Below are 15,193 nucleotides of genomic sequence, written 5' to 3' on the forward strand. Positions count from 1 at the left end.
GGGAATCGCCGGACGTTCTTAGGATATCCCGTCCCGACCGTCGTATATGGCTGAGGAGGGACAACGGTCGAAACTCGACGAGCGACCGCGTAGCGCGACCGAACGGGAGTGGGAGACGTTCGTCCGCGAGAGCGAGTCCGACCCCTTGCGCCACGTCGGCAGCGTCACCGCACCGACCGCCGAGGTGGCTCACGAACAGGCCTCGACGCTGTTCGGTCGGTTCGCGACGGACATCTGGGTCTGTCCTGCGACCGAGGTCAGTCGGTTCTCCACGGAGACGCTCGGTGGCGAGCCTGGGGGCTCAGAGCGCGGTGCCGACACCGAGACGAACGCCGACGCCGCACCCGACGGAGGCTGTCGGCGATGATCTCTATCAGCAAACTCCTCTGTGGGTTGGACGCCGAGAGCGACGGCCTCCGGTACGACGCCGGTGGCGAGTCGAAGAAGCCACAGATCACCCAGCGGAAACAGCGCAAACCGGTCGTCGTCTGGAACCTCACGAAACAGTGTAACCTCTACTGTGACCACTGCTATGCGGCCGCCGACACCGAGACGGCGACGGGCGAACTCTCCACCGAGGAGGGCAAGCGACTGCTCAACGACCTCGCAGACTACGGAATCCCGGTCGTGCTCTTCTCCGGTGGCGAACCGCTGGTCCGCGACGACCTCGCCGAGCTCGTCGGCTACGCCGCAGACCGTGGGATTCGCCCCGTCCTCTCGACGAACGGGACGCTGCTCACCGAGGAGCGGGTCGAGCGCCTCCAGCGTGCGGGGCTCAAGTACGCGGGCGTCTCCGTCGACGGCCTCCGCGAACGCAACGACGCCTTCCGCGGCGAGGAGGGAGCCTTCGACGCTGCTCTCGACGGCATCCGGACCTGTCTCGACGCGGGGCTGAAGACGGGCCTCCGCTACACTATCACCGACCGAAACGCGGCCGACCTCGAAGGCGTCGTCGACCTGCTCTCGGACGTCGGCGTCGACCGCTTCTGCTTCTACCATCTGGACTACGGCGGTCGGGGGGCCGGCATCCGCGACGCGGACCTCCCGCCGGCCGAGAAACGGGAGGCCATCGAGCGGCTCTGTGACCTCACGCGCGACTACCACGAGCGTGGCGAGGAGATCGAGACGCTGCTGGTCGGCAACTACGCCGACGCGGCGTTCGTCGTCGAGTACGCCCGCGAACACCTCGGCGAGGTGGCCGCCGAGCGCATCTTCGAGTATCTCCGCCGCAACGGCGGCGACCCGAGCGGCGAACGGGTCGCGGACGTCGATTACCAGGGCAACGTCCACCTGACGCAGTTCTGGCAGGGCTACAGTCTCGGCAACGTCCGCGACCGGCCCTTCAGCGCCATCTGGGAGGACGACTCGAACCCGCTGTTGTCGGCACTGCGGAACCGAGAGGAGCACCTCACCGGGCGCTGTGCGGACTGCCGCTACCAGTCGGTCTGTCGCGGGGCTTCACGGCTCCGGGCACTGACGGCCCAGGACGACCTCTTCGCACCCGACCCGCAGTGTTACCTCGACGAATCCGAGATTCTCGGCGACGCCGGCACGACGCCGTCGGCTTCGGCCGACTGACCCGGTGCCGACTCAATCGAACCGGGCGAGCCGGAACGGCTCGATGGGGTGTACCGTCTCGCCCTCGACCGCGAGGTCGGCGAGCACCTCCCCGACCGCGCTGGCGAACTTGAACCCGTGGCCGGAGAAGCCCGCCCCGACGACGACGACGTCACACTCCGTCGTTGACATGGCTGCGCGATGGACTGCCACCTACGTCAAGTCATCGCACGCCGAAGCCACAAGCCACGTCTCCCAATCCGAAGCTCCGTCCTCCGTCGTCTCGCCTTACGCTGTCTCACCCTGTGCAGCTAGCCGCTCCGGCAACGGGCCGTCGTAGCCCTCCGGGACGTACGGACAGAGTGGGTCGCTCGCGAGTGGGTCGCCGGTGCAGGCGTACGCCCGCGACCGACTTCCCCCACAGACGGTGTTGAACGGACAGGCCCCACACTTCCCGGAGAGTTCCTCGGGGTCGCGGAGCCGCTGGAACAGCTCAGCGTCCCGGTAGACGTCGACGACGCTGTCTCGGTGGACGTTGCCTGTCGGTTCGGGGAGGAAGCCCGAGGGGTAGACCTCACCGACGTGGCTGACGAAGGCGAAGCCGTCGCCGGCGGTGATGCCCAGTCGGCGACCGATACCGTCCGGCGGCTTCTCGCCCGTACGTCCGTCACCGTCCCGTTGCAACGCGACCCGACGGTAGTGCGGTGCCTCCGTGGTCTTGACGCCGAAGTCCGCCTCGTCGTCGACCGTCGTGAGCCACGTCATCACGCGCTCGGCACGCTCCGGGGAGACGGGGTCGAGTGCCCGCCCGCGGCCCACCGGGACGAGGAAGAACACCGACCACAACACGGCGTCCAACTCGTCGACGAGCGCGCGGATCGCCGGCAGTTCGTCGACCGTCTCCGCACAGACGGTCGTGTTTATCTGGACGGGGAGGCCGGCCGCACGGGCTTCTCCAGCCGCTGCGACCGTCTGTTTGAAACTCCCACGCTCGCCACGGAACGCGTCGTGCGCGTCGGCACTCCCTCCGTCGAGACTCAGTGCCATCCGCCGGAGGCCCGCATCTGCCAGCGCTTCGACGCGCTCTCCGGTCAGCGACGCGACGCCGCTCGGGGTGAGCGTCATGTTCAGCCCGCGGTCGGTGCCGTACGAGACCAGTTCGGTCACGTCGTCACGGGCGAGCGGGTCGCCGCCGGAGAGGACGACGAGTTGTCCCGGGCCGAACTCGCGGGCGTCGTCCAAGAGTGCCTTTCCCTCCTCGGTCGTGAGTTCGTCGGGATGTCGGTTCAGCTGTGCGTCGGCTCGGCAGTGTTCACACGCCAGTTCACACGCCTGGGTGACTTCCCAGACCAGAACGAACGGCCGTTGGGTCGTGTCGATCTCGTGTGGGTTCATGAGTGTCTCGTCGGTGTCTTCTGTGGTCGGTCTGTGCGCTCAGTCTCGCGACGCGTCTCGTCGCTACTCCACGTGGACTCTACTGACGTGGCCACCGCAGCCACACTGGTCGACGTACTCGACCGAGACTGCCTCGCCGAAGTTGGCGTGGATAACAGGATATAGATACGTCGACGGATGGCCGAGTTCTTGGTGGGTCACGACGTTGACGTGGTGGCCGGCCGCGGTGTGTTCGACCGCTGCGACCGCCTCCTCGACGACCAGTTCCCTGTCGTCGGCGTGCCGTGGCTCCTCGAGGTTCACCGACCACGAGTTGTCGTGCATCCGGTCCGTCTCCGGGGTCGCCTCGCCGTCAGTCGTCTGGCTCATATCCCGTGCTTGTCGCCGGATAGCCGAAAGTCATCTCCCGAACGTGTTCGGCTTCGGGCGCGCTCACGTGGCGTACAGCGAGTACAGGATGACCGCGAAGCCGACGGTCGTGAACAGGCTCTCGACGGCCAGGGCCAGCGTCGGGTCGACCGCGACGAACTGGTCGACGACTCCGGCCAGGAGCGCCCCCAGCGTGACCGTCCCGAAACCGAGTGCGAGCGCTCGGAGCGCCGTCGACGACGTGCGCCGTGCCGCCCGCAGTGCATAGAAGGTGATCGACCCGCCGAGTGCCAGCGTGACGGTCTTGAGCACGACGACCGCCGTTACGACGTTCAGATTCATGTCTCTTTTCGCACCTCCGTCCAGAGGTCCGAGAGCTGCTCGTCCAGTGACTGTGTCGCTCGCTCGACCGTGACATCGAGCGAGCGGTCGTCGCCACAGGTGATGTTGACGGTATCGAAGTTCCGGACATACCGGGTCCGATGCCGACCGTTGGATCTGATTTCGGTCTGTTCGTCGATCAGGGAGGCGTCGCTGAGCAGGTCGAGCTTTCTGTATAGCGTCGAGCTGGGGATGTCACAGTGCTCGGCCAGTTCGCTCGCCGTCAACGCGTCGTCGAGCTGTTCGATGATGGCCCGACAGTCCGGGTCGTCGAGCGCGTCCAGGACGACTTGGAGGTCCGGCTCGTCTCGAGCGAACGGGTCACGTACCATGGCTGGTCTCGGAGTGGTTGCGTGGGTTATCATCGCTCACAGATGCGTCCTCTCGATTCCTGTCCGTCCCGAGTGACGGCGTCTCGCCACTCGCTGTCGGCACTCGGGGGCCGCGATACGGGTCGAGGTGTTCATTTTTCGGGGTGGTCGACGAGTGTCTGTTCGAAGTCCTCGACGAACCGCTTGACGATGGTCTCTTCCGCCCGGTGGAGCGTCTCGCTACACGTCGACTTCGCGAGGCCAAGTTCGTCCGCGAGGTCGGTGAGCGAACACTGCCGGGGGGTGTCGTAATAGCCCTGCTCGACGGCCGTCCGTACGAGCGTCAACTGTCGGTCGGTCAGGAGCTGTTCGGGCTCGACGTACTGGTGGACCTCGTTGACGGTGAAGGGGATACCGAACTCCTCCAACTGGTCGCCGAGTTCCGACAATCGGTGTTGTGGGGCGGTAATCTCCCACTCGGCAGTCCCCTCCTCAATGGTGAACGGCATCGTCAGCGGGACGCCGGAGTCCTGCATCGGGAAGAGCAGTAAGGGCATCGTCGTCTCGAACTGGACGAGCACCGTCTGGTCGTACCGCTCCAGAAGGTCGAGTTCGGTCACCGAGTCGTGGGTTTCGATGTCGGCGACGACGGCCGGGAGGTCGGGGGCGGTGATTTCGGCGAGGCCCACACCACCGTCGCCGTCGGTGTGAGCAGCGAGAATACGGACGCTCGCGTCGGGGTGTGCACGCGAGAGGTCACCGATCCAGATTCCCTCCGGAACCGTGATAGTGAGATTGGCTTGGGGCATCGGTGTGTGCGAATATATTCGGCCCACGTGGATACCAGTGTTGACGAACATGTTCGGGACTCGGCACGCCCGCGCTCGCTCGGGAAGCGACAGAGGGCTCCCGGACGGGTCGGGTGTCAGGTCCCGGCGGGCTCGCTGCAGCCGCCATAAAAAAAAACATCGTCGACGCCGGCCGTGGTCTACAGCTCGCGCCACACGACGGTCACGACGAGGTCGTCCGCTTCGACGGCCTCGTACTCGTAGCCTCGCTCGGACAGTTTCGGATAGAGATGCTGCGGCTTCCGGTCGCTCAGTTGGACGAAAACCGTCTCGTCGTCGAGCTCTGCGAGCCGTTCTAACGTGTTCTGCAGCGGCTTCGGCGGGGGAAGCTCCCGGACGTCCAACGTCTCGCGTGGTCTGTCGCTCGGTGCGGCGGTCTCAGCGACGATGCCTGTCACCTCGGACATATCTATGAACAGGGACGGAGAGACTGCGGTTCTTGTCCCGAAGATGTTCGCCCTTCCCGCTCGTTCGCTGGGCGGTGTACGTCCGACAGGGGCGTCCGGGATAGCGAGGGACCTCCCGTGACTCAGGTCACCCGAACGACGCCGTCGACGACGTAGATGTAGCCCTTCATCTCGAGCTGTTCGAGCACGTCGCGCGCTTCGTTTAGCCGAAACTCGCGCGCTTCGAGTGCCGAGACGGCCTCACCGTAGGTGACGTCACCGGCCGTGCTCGACACCAGTCGCTCGACGTGGTCGAACGCCTCCCGTTCGAGTTCGCTGAGGGGAGTCTCGGGGTTCCGCATGGTCCAAATCTCTCGGCGAGGACGGATAGTGTCTTTGCACGTCCGACACGCGTCACACATCTGACACGGCTGTCCGGCCGCGGACAACAGACGTTTCCGCGACAGTCCCGAACGGAGACCGACGAGTCTCCATGTCCCTCAGACGTGATCTCACCGAGCTGTTCTCGTTGCCCGACGATGCGGCCTTTCGGTCCCGTGCTCGCGACCGTCTGGACGACGTGCCGACCGACGGGCTGGACCGGTCAGTCGACGACGCGCTCGCCGGAGTCGCCGACGAGTTCGGCGGCAGCCTCACCGACGCGGTCGACCTCGATGAGCGGGACCGACGGCTCGTCTGGCGCGTCCGCGCGCTCGACGAGGCTCCGCTCGGGGTGACGCTCTCAGGACCGGCGTATCAGGACAACCCCATCCTCTACGCCAACGCGACGTTCCGCGACATGACGGGCTACCCCCTCACCGACCTCGTCGGGGAGAACCCACGGCTATTGCAGGGACCGGAGACGGAGCGCGCGGCCGTCGAGGACCTCCGCGAGGCACTCGCCATCTGGGAGCCGGTGACCGTCGAGCTGACGAACTACCGGAAGGACGGGACGCCGTTCCGTAACCGCGTCTCGCTCGTCCCGCTGGCCGACGAGACGGGGACGATCACGAACTGGCTCGGCATCCAGAAAGCCGTCGACGGCGACGGCGACTGAGTTCGCCCCTCTCGGGTACAAAGATAAAGTAGCGGTACGACGGAGATACGCACATGGCTGACCTCGAGATCGACGACACCGACAGGGCGATTCTGTACGCCTTACAGGAGGACGCCCGAAACATGTCCTCGGGCGACATCGCCGAACGGGCCGGAACGTCCGGCAGCACCATCCGCAAACGGATCCGACGACTCGAATCTACCGGCATCATCCAGGGGTACAACGCGCTCGTCGATTACGCGAAGTCCGGCTATCCGCTCCGTATGTTGCTCTTCTGCACCGCGCCGATAGCCGAACGGGGGAGTCTCGTCTCCGGCATCCTCGACATCGACGGCGTGGTCTCCGTCCAAGAGCTCGTCACGGGCGAACAGAACCTCCTCGTCACCGTCGTCGGCGAGTCCGACAGCGACATCACGCCCGTCGCGCAGGAACTGGTCGACATGGGCATCACCGTCGCCGACGAAGTCCTCGTCCGGAGCCACGAGACGACGCCGTTCGGCCGGTTCCACCCCGAACAACACGCCGCCGACGAGTAGTAGTCGGCGCGGGTCGACCCCAGTTTCTTCCGGTCACGGTTCGTGAGTGGTCGGCTCGCCGCGCTCCCCACCCCCGACCAATTCGTTCGCGACGCACCGCACAGCGACCGGAACGTTCGCCCCTTCGTTTCCATGGGTGTGACTGCGGCTGCCGTCCGACCTCTTCGCGGGCACACGGACGAGAAACACCTCGTTGGGCGTTCTGTGCTCTGATTCCCGCCTTCTGTAGTGTGTGGTACAGCGTCGCACGACCCGCGCACGAACTGTTCTAAAAATCATGAAGGACAGAACAAATTGGGACTGTAGAAGAGTTTAATAGGCATAACGTTCGTAGATGTGGGTAGATACGACCGAAAGCGGAATTCGGCACCGCGGTGCGTGACCGAACTGTGCTCTCCGGTCGACACGGACCAAGCAATGACAGGCCAAGAGCAGGCGACGACGATAGGACAGCTTCCGACCCCGACGGACCGGGACTCCCGTGTGCCCGCGGTGCTGACACGACTCGTCTGGCTCCTCTGTCTCGCGACCCTCGGGGTACTGGCTGTCCACCTCACTGGCGGCGGCCGCTGGGAACTGCCCGGACTCGTCGCTGTCGACGGTCTGACGGTCGTGATGTGGCTCGCAGTCACGTTCTTCAGCGGCATCGTCCACAGCTACTCCCGGCGGTATATGGCCGGAAACCGGACCATCGACCGCTTCTTCGCGCGGACCTTCGCGTTCACGCTGGTCGTGATGGTGCTGGTCGCGGCGGACAGCCTTCTGTTGTTCGGGCTCGCCTGGCTCGCGATGGGTCTCGTGATGGCCGGTCTCATCGGCCACGTCGAAGGCTGGAAACAGGCTCGTGCGGCGGCGTCGCTCGCACGTCGGTACTTCCTCGCGAGTAGCGCGCTCGTCGGCGTCGCGCTGGCGGCACTCTGGTGGCAGACCGGCGCGACGACGGTCTCCGGGGTCGCCGAGACCGTCGGCCCGACCGCCTCGACGGCCGTCCTCGTCGCCGCTGGGGCGCTCGTGCTCGCGGCGATGGTCCAGTCGGCTCTCGTCCCGTTCCACACCTGGCTGCTCTCCTCGATGACCGCTCCGACGCCCGCCTCGGCGTTGATGCACGCCGGGTTCGTCAACGCTGGCGGGGTTCTCCTCGTCCGCTTCGGACCCGTCATCAGCGTCGAGACGTCCGTCATGCTCGCAATCGTCCTCGTTGGCGCGCTCAGTGCCCTCCTCGGAAAGCTCCTGAAGTCGGTGCAGGTCGACGTGAAGAGCCGACTCGGCTGCTCGACGGTCGGCCAGATGAGCTTCATGCTCCTCCAGGTCGGGCTGGGCTTCTTCGGCGCGGCAATCACCCATCTCGTCCTCCACGGTTTCTACAAGGCCTACCTGTTCCTCGGCTCGGGGGAGGAAGTCGAACACACGAGTCCCGACGCGGGACACGGGTCAGCCCGGACCGACCCGGCCGGTCTCGCCGTCGCCGCGGTCTCCGCGCTCGCCGGTGGCGTACTCTTCGCCGCGCTGACCGGCAAGGGAACGAACTTCGACAGCGGACTGCTCCTGACCGCTCTCGTCGTGCTAACGACGCTGCACGCCACCCGGAACGCGCTGGCGCACACGTCGCTCCCGGCGACCTACCGCTACGGAGCTGTCCCGCTCGTCTTCCTCCCCGCCATCGCCGTCTACGCGGCGGTCTACGTCGGCATCGAACACGTTATGACCGACCTCCCGCTCGTGGCCGCCCCGACCGAACTGACGGTCGTCCACGGCGTCGTCGTCGCCGCCTTCCTCGCCGTCTACCTCGCCATCGAGACCGGCGTCCACAAGTCCAGCGGACGGCTCTACGTCGCGCTGCTGAACGCCGCTCAACCCTCGTCCGATACGCTGCTCACCGCCACGGAGGACTACAATGAGTACTGAAACCGACATCCACGTCCGCGACAGTATCGAGGCGGCGGCCGACGCCGTCGGCTCGCTCTGGCCGCTTCACTCGTTCGTGACCGCCAACCCGCTCGCCGGGTTCGAAGACCACCCCTTCCACGAGGCCGTCGCGGCAGGTGAACGCCTGCGCGACGGCGACGGCTACCCGAGTGCCGCCGTCTTCCGGTCTGCGTGGGAGAACGGCCAGATCGACCCCGAGTTCCTCGAAGCCGAACTCGCCGAACACGGCTACCGGGGCGACCCAGAGGCCCTCCTCGAGCAACTGGCCACCGCGGAGACGGCTTCCGACGAGCGCGAGGACGGCGAGACCCCGACCGACCACGTCGACCGCGTGCTGACCAAGTGGCTCGCCGCGTTCCTTGACCAGGGCAAGGCCCACTGGTCGATGCCCGGCCGCGAGCAGGGCTTCTACACCGCCGTCCGGCGGCTGGCCCGTCACGACAGCCGGATTCCCGACGCCGAGCGGCTGGCCGAGCTCCCCGACGACCCCGTCGCGGCCGTCGAGACGCTGCTCGACGACTACCCGACGGCAGAGTGGCAGACGGTCTTCGAGTATCAGCTGTCGGCACTGCCCGGCTGGACCGGGTTCCTCAATCAGCGTATCGACGCCGACGACGAGTGGCAGGCCGAGAACCCGGTGACGCTGCCCGGCTATCTGGCCGTCCGGCTGGCGGTGGCCGACCTGTTCGACGCCCCGATCCTTCCCCCAGCAGACGAGTCACTCGCGACGGACGGATTCGACGATAACGAGGACGAGGTCCCGCTGGCCGAAGCCTGGCTCTCCGCGTGGGAGGCGACGTACCGCGACGAACTGGTCGGAGCGGTCGAGGACGCCAGTGCGAGCGTCGAAGACGAGGAAGGGGACGGCACGCGTCCGGACGCGCAGTTCGTCTTCTGTATCGACACGCGCTCGGAGGTCATCCGCCGCCACATCGAGGCGACGGGCGACTACGACACGCACGGCTACGCCGGGTTTTTCGGCGTCCCGATGCGTCACTCGGCGTACGACTCGGACGTGACCGTCGACGCCTGCCCGCCCATCGTCGACGCGGCCCACCGTATCGCCGACCGGCCGACGGGCGACCACGAGGAGACCCGCCACAGCCACGACCACAAGACCGGTCTCCTCGCCGCTGGCAGAGAGACGCTCGAATCACTCAAGGGCAACGCGGCGACCGCGTTCAGCCTCGTCGAGACCGCCGGAGCCGGCTACGGGGTCGCGCTGGCCGCCCGGACGCTCGTCCCCGACCGCGTCTCCGACCTCCTCGCCGCCGCCGACGACCGCGTCCCGGCCGAGCGCGAGTTCTGTGAACCCTCGGTCGACTACAACCCCGACTCGGTCAACGAACTCCGCGAGGGGCTGACGCTCGACGAGCAGGTCGAATATGCCGAGTCGGCCTTCGACCTCATGGGTTGGGAGCAGTTCGCCCGCGTCGTCGTCTTTGCGGGCCACGCCAGCCAGACGGCGAACAACCCGTTCGGGTCGAGTCTCGACTGCGGAGCCTGTGCTGGCAACCCCGGCGGCCCGAACGCCCGCGTGCTCGCGACCATCTGTAACGACGAGGACGTGAAGGCGGAACTCCGCGAGCGTGGCCACGACATCCCCGAGGACACCCTCTTCGTCGCGGGCGAGCACAACACGACGACCGACGAGGTCGAACTGTTCGACGGCGCGGTTCCGACGACCCACGCCGACGACCTCGACAGACTCCGCGCGGACCTCGAAACCGCTCAGGCCGGGGCGGCCGCCGAGCGCGTCGGCGACGACGCAGACGGCGACGCCGTCCGCGAGGCGACGCGCCGCGCCGCAGACTGGGCGGAGACGCGCCCCGAGTGGGGACTGGCGGGCAACGCGGGCTTCGTCGTCGGCCCCCGCTCGCTCACCGACGGTCTCGACCTCGACGGCCGGGCCTTCCTCCACTCCTACGACTGGCAGACCGACCCCGAGGGCGACGCGCTGGAAGCCATCGTGACCGGCCCGCTCGTCGTCACGCAGTGGATCAACAACCAGTACTACTTTGCCACCGTCGACAACGCGGCCTACGGCAGCGGTTCGAAGGTGACGCACAACCCCGTCGGCAACGTCGGCGTCTACCAGGGCAACGGCGGCGACCTGATGACCGGTCTCCCGCTACAGTCGCTCATGAGTGCCGACGACGACCCGTACCACCAGCCGCTGCGGCTCTCGGCGGTCCTCCACGCGCCGGTCGACCGCGTGACGGAGATTCTGGCCGACCATCCGGCGGTCGCTGGGCTGCTCGACAACGGCTGGCTGTCGCTGACGGTCGTCGACCCCACGCAGGAGCACCGGAGCTTCCACTACGAGGGCGAACTGGAGTGGACGCCCGCCGCTTCGGAGTCGGCTGCGGAGCCGACGGTGCCGACCCCCGAACGCTCGGCACCCATCGCCGCGGACGACTGAGCCGCAGAGTCCGTCCGTCGGCCGACGCCGTCGCTGTGCGAACGTTTTCTCCCTGTTCAAATCGGCCGGTTCGACAACGACGAGTAACGTCTCTGCCTACTCCGTGAACGGTGTCGCTCCGGCGTCGATGCCGACGAGCGTGATGGTGCGCATCTCGACGTCCTCGAAGACAGCCCCCCAACCGCCGACCTCGACGAGGCTGTCGTCGGTGTCGAGGGTCACGGTCTTGTAGGCACTGAGGTCCGAAAGCGCCAGCCGCGACCGCGGCCGGTCGTCGCCGAGATACGAGAGGTCGACGACAGTCCCCTCGACCGAGGTCTCGCGCTCGGTTTCGAGGTCGATGCCATCGACGACGACCCGGAGTTCGTAGCCGTCCTGCCAGAGGCCGTTGCAGTCACGGACGAACTCCTCCATCGCGACGTAGGTGAACCGCTCGGGGTCGTCGGCGTAAACGGTCGGATAGAGGTCCCACAGACAGGTGAGGTAGTACCAGTGGAAGACGAAGGGGAGGATGCGGTCGTAGACGACGACGCCGTAGTCCTCGTCGGCACGGGTGTTCGGCGCGAAACAGGTCCGGTCGCGGTCGATGACGACGAGGAACGGCCCGGGAATGCTACACGCTCGAATCTCGGAGAATGCTCCGGTCGGGTCGAACCCCTCGGGCGGGGTCTGGCCGTCGTCGACGTAGACTGACGCGCGGACGACGACACCACGCTCGCGGGCTTCACGGAGTTCCGGTATCAACAGTTCGAACTGCTCGTACGTCCCTGCTAGCTCGACGACCGTCTGGGCGTCGCTGATGAGACTGCGGGCGTTCTCGACGGCCGTCTCGACGCGCTTGGTCACGCTGACCCGGGAGTCCATCCGCTCGGGTTCACGGTAGCGCTCGCGAATCTCCTCGGCGGCGTCGTGCAGAAGTTCTCCCCGCGATTCGAGGTCGGTCATCGACTCGTCGGGTTCGCAGGGGCGGACGTACAGTTTGTCGCGCTCGATGGTCTCGACGTAGCCCTTCGTTTCCAGACTCCGGAGTACGTCGTAGACCTGCGAGACGGGGACGGCACTCTCGCGGCCGACGTCCACTGCAGGCGAGACGCCCATCTCCAAGAGCGTGAGGTAGGCGTCCGCCTGATACGACGTCAAGTCGGCGTACTCCAGTGCCTGCGAGAGCGTCTCACGGTCCATGGTGGCTCCCTGTATGTCTCAATATATGAAGGTTCGGAGGGAGAGAGTGGCCGCTCCGCTCGGCGGCGAGGGCGTGTGGACTGAGATCCGGTTGTTTCGGCCTACGCGCGTTCCTCGGCTAGTTCACGCGCCGCGGCCGGGGATACGGTGGTCGCCGGTACAGTTGCTTCGGGATCGGAAGACTCCGCCGCCAGTGCCCGTTCGAGACCGCGTTCGAGGCCCCACTCGTCGATGTGGCCGTCGACGTACTGTCGGGTGACTTGCTCGAGAGGACTCGGGATGCGTGACGCCCGGACCAGATAGCGGTCGACGCGTCTCGTCACGGCCAGCCAAACACACGCGAGCAGTCCTGCCGATACGAGGCCTAGTCCGCCGACGGCGGCGATGGTGGACGCACTCCCTTCGCCGACGAGCAAGAGCGTGGCCGTGGCGAGGACGCCGACGAGGACGAGAAACGAGAGAGCAAATCCCGCGAGTGCTACGACGCCGACAGCCCCGAGCAGATACAAGACGGCCCGTGCGACCGCCACCAGCTGCGGATATCTCGTTCGTGACTCCATCGTCCGACTCTACTACTGCTGGCGACAAAACCCTGTATCTCGTCGCGTCGAGATAGTCCGGTGATCCCGACCGTCCGGGCGGAACCCTCTTGTCGGTGGCTTCCCGCGAGTCTGTATGCGCCAGAACTTCCTGTCGGTCCTCTTCGCGCTCGACGCCGTCCTCTTGGTGCTTCTCGCAGTCGGCTTTCTGTTCGTAGAGCCGGGGTCGACCGCCTACGCGATCTCGCAGGTTTCGCTCGCCATCATCTTGTTGACACTAGTCGCCATCGGTGTCGCCATCCGTCGAGGCGTTCAGTTCTACGAACCCTGACCGATACGCTCCGTCGGAATACCGGCCGTCCGACCGCCTCGTTCTGATCATGTCAGGAAACATATTTATCGGGTGCCTACATCAAAAGTATCATCAAAAATACATACATACGACCCGCAGAATTGCCTCTCTATGTCCAACGATCACACAGTGGACGCACAGAGAGACCTTCGAAAGACACGCCGCCGGTTCATGCAGGCGGTGGGGGCTGCGGGAGCCGCTAGCATCGCTGGCTGTGCTGGCTCGAATCAGGATGCGGTGTCGACCGACGAGTCGGCAACCGAGTCGAGCGGTGACGGTAGTGACGGCGGTGACAGCGAGACGACCCAAGATTCGATGCAGATGACAGACCGGACGTTCACCACTGCGACGACGTCCGTGCCGAAGGACATGCAGTTCAACCCCTACGGACAGAAGTACCCCGATCGCGCTGCACTCGCCATCTTCGAGAACCTGCTCTACGTCAACGAGGCGTCGAGTACGTTCATGCCGGGCATCCTCGAGTCGTGGGACATCGGGTCGGAGACAGTCACCCTCTCCGTTCGCGACGGATACCACTGGCACAGCGGTGAGGCGGTCACCGCCGAGGACGTCGCGTTCAAGCTCGAACTGGAGATTCACAACGGGGCCGCCATCAGCAACGTCGTCGCCGCCGAGGACGTGACCGTCGCCGACGAATCGACGGTCGAACTCGGTCTCAAGCGTGCGGTCTCCGACAAGGTGTTTCTCTACTCGCTGAAGCCCATCGCGCTTGACACGCCGCCCGCGGAGTTCCAGGAGTTCCTCGACGCCTACCGACAGGACGGCGAAGCACCCGAACTCGCCGAGAAAACGCTCGAAGAGCCGAACGGTACGGGGCCGTTCCAGTTCGTCCACGCACGGAACCAAGAGCTCGTCACCGAGCGCTTCGCCGACCACCCCGACGCGGACAAGATCAACTTCCCACGGATGAAGTGGAGCTACCTCCAGTCCAACCAGAAGCAGTGGACGGCACTTCGGAGCAACACTATCGACGGCATCGACAACGTGTTCACGCCCGAAAACATCGCGCAGTCCTACGGCGACCACATCCGAGAGATCCAGATGCCCGCCAACTGGGGGATGGGCGTCATGTTCAACCACGAGCACGAACACTACAGCCAGCAGAACGTCAAGCAGGCGATCCAGTACGTCATCGACCGCGAGAAACTCGCCCAGACTGCCGGTGGGAAGATGCACGTCCCCGTCGAGGTCCCCTCCGGGCTCCCGGGGAACTTCGACGGCAGCTACAAGGAGTGGCTCGGCGAGTCGCTGTCGGACTTTGACGCCTACGAACCGAACACCGAGAAGGCCGCCCAGCTCCTCAACGAGGCCGGCTTCTCGAAGCAGGACGGGTCGTGGGTCGACGCGAACGGCAAGCCCCTCGAGTTCCCGTACAAGATCCCGTCCGGCTGGAACGACTGGACCGCCGGTGGGCAGTCCATCGTGCAGGACCTCAACGACTTCGGCATCGACGCCTCGCTCAATCCGAGTCAGTCCTACTGGGGCGACATCTACGGCAACCAGGAGTACGTTGTCGCCGGCCTCGGCTGGCCGGACGGCAAGCTCTACCCGTACTTCTCGCTGAACAAACTGCTCAACGGCACCCGCTCGCGTGACATCCTGAAGTTCCCGCGGGAAGTCGAGGTGCCGCCCATCGGCGAGCCCGAGGGCGAGACGCGCACTGTCGAACTGGAGGCCGAACTGCAGGAACTCGCCGGACTGACTGGCGAAGAAGCAAAGCAGAAGACCCAGGAACTCGCGTGGGTCGTCAACCAGCATCTCCCGATGGCTCCGCTGATGGAGAAGGTCGACCAGTCGTGGGTCACCACTGACGACTGGAACACCGTCACGGCCGACGACGAGGACGCCATCGTCGACTGGCCGCAGTACTACCTGCCCCGCGAGGGCAAGCTGACCGCCAAGCCGGAGTAA

The 15,193-nt window shown here is 66.0% G+C and carries 17 protein-coding genes and 1 pseudogene; 8 read left to right on the top strand and 10 right to left on the bottom strand.

Translation table 11 applies throughout. The features are described 5' to 3' along the window. The first annotated feature begins 46 nt into the window (after nucleotides 1-46). Both BLR57_RS16420 and BLR57_RS16425 read left to right on the top strand, forming a co-directional pair. Nucleotides 47-367 carry an Htur_1727 family rSAM-partnered candidate RiPP gene (locus BLR57_RS16420; RefSeq protein ID WP_089699369.1) on the top strand — a complete coding sequence of 107 codons (321 nt, stop codon included), beginning with the start codon at nucleotides 47-49 and terminating at the stop codon, nucleotides 365-367. Further along, nucleotides 364-1,578 carry a TIGR04347 family pseudo-SAM/SPASM protein gene (locus BLR57_RS16425; RefSeq protein ID WP_089699371.1) on the top strand — a complete coding sequence of 405 codons (1,215 nt, stop codon included), beginning with the start codon at nucleotides 364-366 and terminating at the stop codon, nucleotides 1,576-1,578. Before BLR57_RS16420 ends, BLR57_RS16425 begins: the two co-directional genes overlap by 4 nt. A gap of 12 nt (nucleotides 1,579-1,590) precedes the next feature. Here the strand turns inward: BLR57_RS16425 and BLR57_RS19065 are convergent. From BLR57_RS19065 to BLR57_RS16460, 8 genes and pseudogenes are all read right to left on the bottom strand, one after another. After that, a pseudogene (locus BLR57_RS19065) lies at nucleotides 1,591-1,725 on the bottom strand (N-methyl-L-tryptophan oxidase); the annotation flags it as partial. 120 nt (nucleotides 1,726-1,845) lie between these two features. Beyond that, nucleotides 1,846-2,952 carry a TIGR04053 family radical SAM/SPASM domain-containing protein gene (locus BLR57_RS16430; protein ID WP_089699373.1) on the bottom strand — a complete coding sequence of 369 codons (1,107 nt, stop codon included), beginning with the start codon at nucleotides 2,950-2,952 and terminating at the stop codon, nucleotides 1,846-1,848. Nucleotides 2,953-3,015: 63 nt separating this feature from the next. Beyond that, nucleotides 3,016-3,321: a CGCGG family putative rSAM-modified RiPP protein gene (locus BLR57_RS16435; protein WP_089699376.1), complete on the bottom strand. Its 306-nt coding sequence runs from the start codon at nucleotides 3,319-3,321 to the stop codon at nucleotides 3,016-3,018. Nucleotides 3,322-3,384: 63 nt separating this feature from the next. After that, on the bottom strand, nucleotides 3,385-3,663 hold the full coding sequence (locus BLR57_RS16440) for a DUF7521 family protein (RefSeq protein ID WP_089699378.1): 279 nt from the start codon (nucleotides 3,661-3,663) through the stop codon (nucleotides 3,385-3,387). Next, nucleotides 3,660-4,034, bottom strand: coding sequence for a winged helix-turn-helix domain-containing protein (locus BLR57_RS16445; RefSeq protein WP_089699380.1), 375 nt, complete (start codon nucleotides 4,032-4,034; stop codon nucleotides 3,660-3,662). The genes BLR57_RS16440 and BLR57_RS16445 overlap by 4 nt, the downstream gene beginning before the upstream one ends. 131 nt (nucleotides 4,035-4,165) lie before the next feature. Then, on the bottom strand, nucleotides 4,166-4,822 hold the full coding sequence (locus BLR57_RS16450) for a helix-turn-helix domain-containing protein (RefSeq protein WP_089699382.1): 657 nt from the start codon (nucleotides 4,820-4,822) through the stop codon (nucleotides 4,166-4,168). A gap of 179 nt (nucleotides 4,823-5,001) precedes the next feature. Then, nucleotides 5,002-5,268: a DUF2249 domain-containing protein gene (locus BLR57_RS16455; RefSeq protein ID WP_089699384.1), complete on the bottom strand. Its 267-nt coding sequence runs from the start codon at nucleotides 5,266-5,268 to the stop codon at nucleotides 5,002-5,004. A gap of 122 nt (nucleotides 5,269-5,390) precedes the next feature. Further along, on the bottom strand, nucleotides 5,391-5,609 hold the full coding sequence (locus BLR57_RS16460) for a hypothetical protein (protein WP_089699386.1): 219 nt from the start codon (nucleotides 5,607-5,609) through the stop codon (nucleotides 5,391-5,393). A 131-nt stretch (nucleotides 5,610-5,740) separates the two neighbouring features. On the opposite strand from BLR57_RS16460, the gene BLR57_RS16465 reads away from it, so the two are divergent. The 4 genes from BLR57_RS16465 (at nucleotide 5,741) to BLR57_RS16480 (ending at nucleotide 11,188) form a co-directional block, all read left to right on the top strand. Next, entirely contained in the window at nucleotides 5,741-6,304 is a 564-nt protein-coding gene (locus BLR57_RS16465; RefSeq protein WP_089699389.1) for a PAS domain-containing protein, read from the top strand. A gap of 53 nt (nucleotides 6,305-6,357) precedes the next feature. After that, entirely contained in the window at nucleotides 6,358-6,840 is a 483-nt protein-coding gene (locus BLR57_RS16470; RefSeq protein ID WP_089699391.1) for an Lrp/AsnC family transcriptional regulator, read from the top strand. Nucleotides 6,841-7,257: 417 nt separating this feature from the next. After that, on the top strand, nucleotides 7,258-8,745 hold the full coding sequence (locus tag BLR57_RS16475) for a proton-conducting transporter transmembrane domain-containing protein (RefSeq protein ID WP_089699393.1): 1,488 nt from the start codon (nucleotides 7,258-7,260) through the stop codon (nucleotides 8,743-8,745). After that, the gene (locus BLR57_RS16480) at nucleotides 8,735-11,188 is read left to right on the top strand and encodes a DUF2309 domain-containing protein (RefSeq protein WP_089699395.1); all 2,454 of its coding nucleotides are present in this window, start codon (nucleotides 8,735-8,737) and stop codon (nucleotides 11,186-11,188) included. The genes BLR57_RS16475 and BLR57_RS16480 overlap by 11 nt, the downstream gene beginning before the upstream one ends. Nucleotides 11,189-11,284: 96 nt before the next feature. On the opposite strand, the gene BLR57_RS16485 is transcribed toward BLR57_RS16480, so the two are convergent. Both BLR57_RS16485 and BLR57_RS16490 read right to left on the bottom strand, forming a co-directional pair. Then, nucleotides 11,285-12,370, bottom strand: a complete 1,086-nt coding sequence (locus tag BLR57_RS16485; RefSeq protein WP_089699397.1) for a TrmB family transcriptional regulator — start codon at nucleotides 12,368-12,370, stop codon at nucleotides 11,285-11,287. A 101-nt stretch (nucleotides 12,371-12,471) separates the two neighbouring features. Continuing rightward, nucleotides 12,472-12,930 carry a hypothetical protein gene (locus BLR57_RS16490; RefSeq protein WP_089699399.1) on the bottom strand — a complete coding sequence of 153 codons (459 nt, stop codon included), beginning with the start codon at nucleotides 12,928-12,930 and terminating at the stop codon, nucleotides 12,472-12,474. Between the two features lie 115 nt (nucleotides 12,931-13,045). On the opposite strand from BLR57_RS16490, the gene BLR57_RS16495 reads away from it, so the two are divergent. Both BLR57_RS16495 and BLR57_RS16500 read left to right on the top strand, forming a co-directional pair. Beyond that, complete coding sequence (locus tag BLR57_RS16495) at nucleotides 13,046-13,240, top strand: hypothetical protein (RefSeq protein ID WP_089699401.1); 195 nt, start codon at nucleotides 13,046-13,048, stop codon at nucleotides 13,238-13,240. A 132-nt stretch (nucleotides 13,241-13,372) separates the two neighbouring features. Then, nucleotides 13,373-15,193 carry an ABC transporter substrate-binding protein gene (locus BLR57_RS16500; RefSeq protein ID WP_089699402.1) on the top strand — a complete coding sequence of 607 codons (1,821 nt, stop codon included), beginning with the start codon at nucleotides 13,373-13,375 and terminating at the stop codon, nucleotides 15,191-15,193.

Source organism: Halogranum gelatinilyticum (assembly GCF_900103715.1).
Lineage (GTDB): Archaea > Halobacteriota > Halobacteria > Halobacteriales > Haloferacaceae > Halogranum > Halogranum gelatinilyticum.

Excerpts from the sequence above, each read along its gene's own strand:
- BLR57_RS16435 (WP_089699376.1), bottom strand. The coding sequence starts at position 3,321 with ATGAGCCAGACGACTGACGGCGAGGCGACCCCGGAGACGGACCGGATG.
- BLR57_RS16495 (WP_089699401.1), top strand. The coding sequence starts at position 13,046 with ATGCGCCAGAACTTCCTGTCGGTCCTCTTCGCGCTCGACGCCGTCCTC.
- BLR57_RS16450 (WP_089699382.1), bottom strand. The coding sequence starts at position 4,822 with ATGCCCCAAGCCAATCTCACTATCACGGTTCCGGAGGGAATCTGGATC.
- BLR57_RS16420 (WP_089699369.1), top strand. The coding sequence starts at position 47 with ATGGCTGAGGAGGGACAACGGTCGAAACTCGACGAGCGACCGCGTAGC.
- BLR57_RS16500 (WP_089699402.1), top strand. The coding sequence starts at position 13,373 with ATGTCCAACGATCACACAGTGGACGCACAGAGAGACCTTCGAAAGACA.
- BLR57_RS16490 (WP_089699399.1), bottom strand. The coding sequence starts at position 12,930 with ATGGAGTCACGAACGAGATATCCGCAGCTGGTGGCGGTCGCACGGGCC.
- BLR57_RS16485 (WP_089699397.1), bottom strand. The coding sequence starts at position 12,370 with ATGGACCGTGAGACGCTCTCGCAGGCACTGGAGTACGCCGACTTGACG.
- BLR57_RS16460 (WP_089699386.1), bottom strand. The coding sequence starts at position 5,609 with ATGCGGAACCCCGAGACTCCCCTCAGCGAACTCGAACGGGAGGCGTTC.
- BLR57_RS16430 (WP_089699373.1), bottom strand. The coding sequence starts at position 2,952 with ATGAACCCACACGAGATCGACACGACCCAACGGCCGTTCGTTCTGGTC.
- BLR57_RS16475 (WP_089699393.1), top strand. The coding sequence starts at position 7,258 with ATGACAGGCCAAGAGCAGGCGACGACGATAGGACAGCTTCCGACCCCG.
- BLR57_RS16425 (WP_089699371.1), top strand. The coding sequence starts at position 364 with ATGATCTCTATCAGCAAACTCCTCTGTGGGTTGGACGCCGAGAGCGAC.
- BLR57_RS16470 (WP_089699391.1), top strand. The coding sequence starts at position 6,358 with ATGGCTGACCTCGAGATCGACGACACCGACAGGGCGATTCTGTACGCC.
- BLR57_RS16455 (WP_089699384.1), bottom strand. The coding sequence starts at position 5,268 with ATGTCCGAGGTGACAGGCATCGTCGCTGAGACCGCCGCACCGAGCGAC.
- BLR57_RS16445 (WP_089699380.1), bottom strand. The coding sequence starts at position 4,034 with ATGGTACGTGACCCGTTCGCTCGAGACGAGCCGGACCTCCAAGTCGTC.
- BLR57_RS16480 (WP_089699395.1), top strand. The coding sequence starts at position 8,735 with ATGAGTACTGAAACCGACATCCACGTCCGCGACAGTATCGAGGCGGCG.
- BLR57_RS16440 (WP_089699378.1), bottom strand. The coding sequence starts at position 3,663 with ATGAATCTGAACGTCGTAACGGCGGTCGTCGTGCTCAAGACCGTCACG.
- BLR57_RS16465 (WP_089699389.1), top strand. The coding sequence starts at position 5,741 with ATGTCCCTCAGACGTGATCTCACCGAGCTGTTCTCGTTGCCCGACGAT.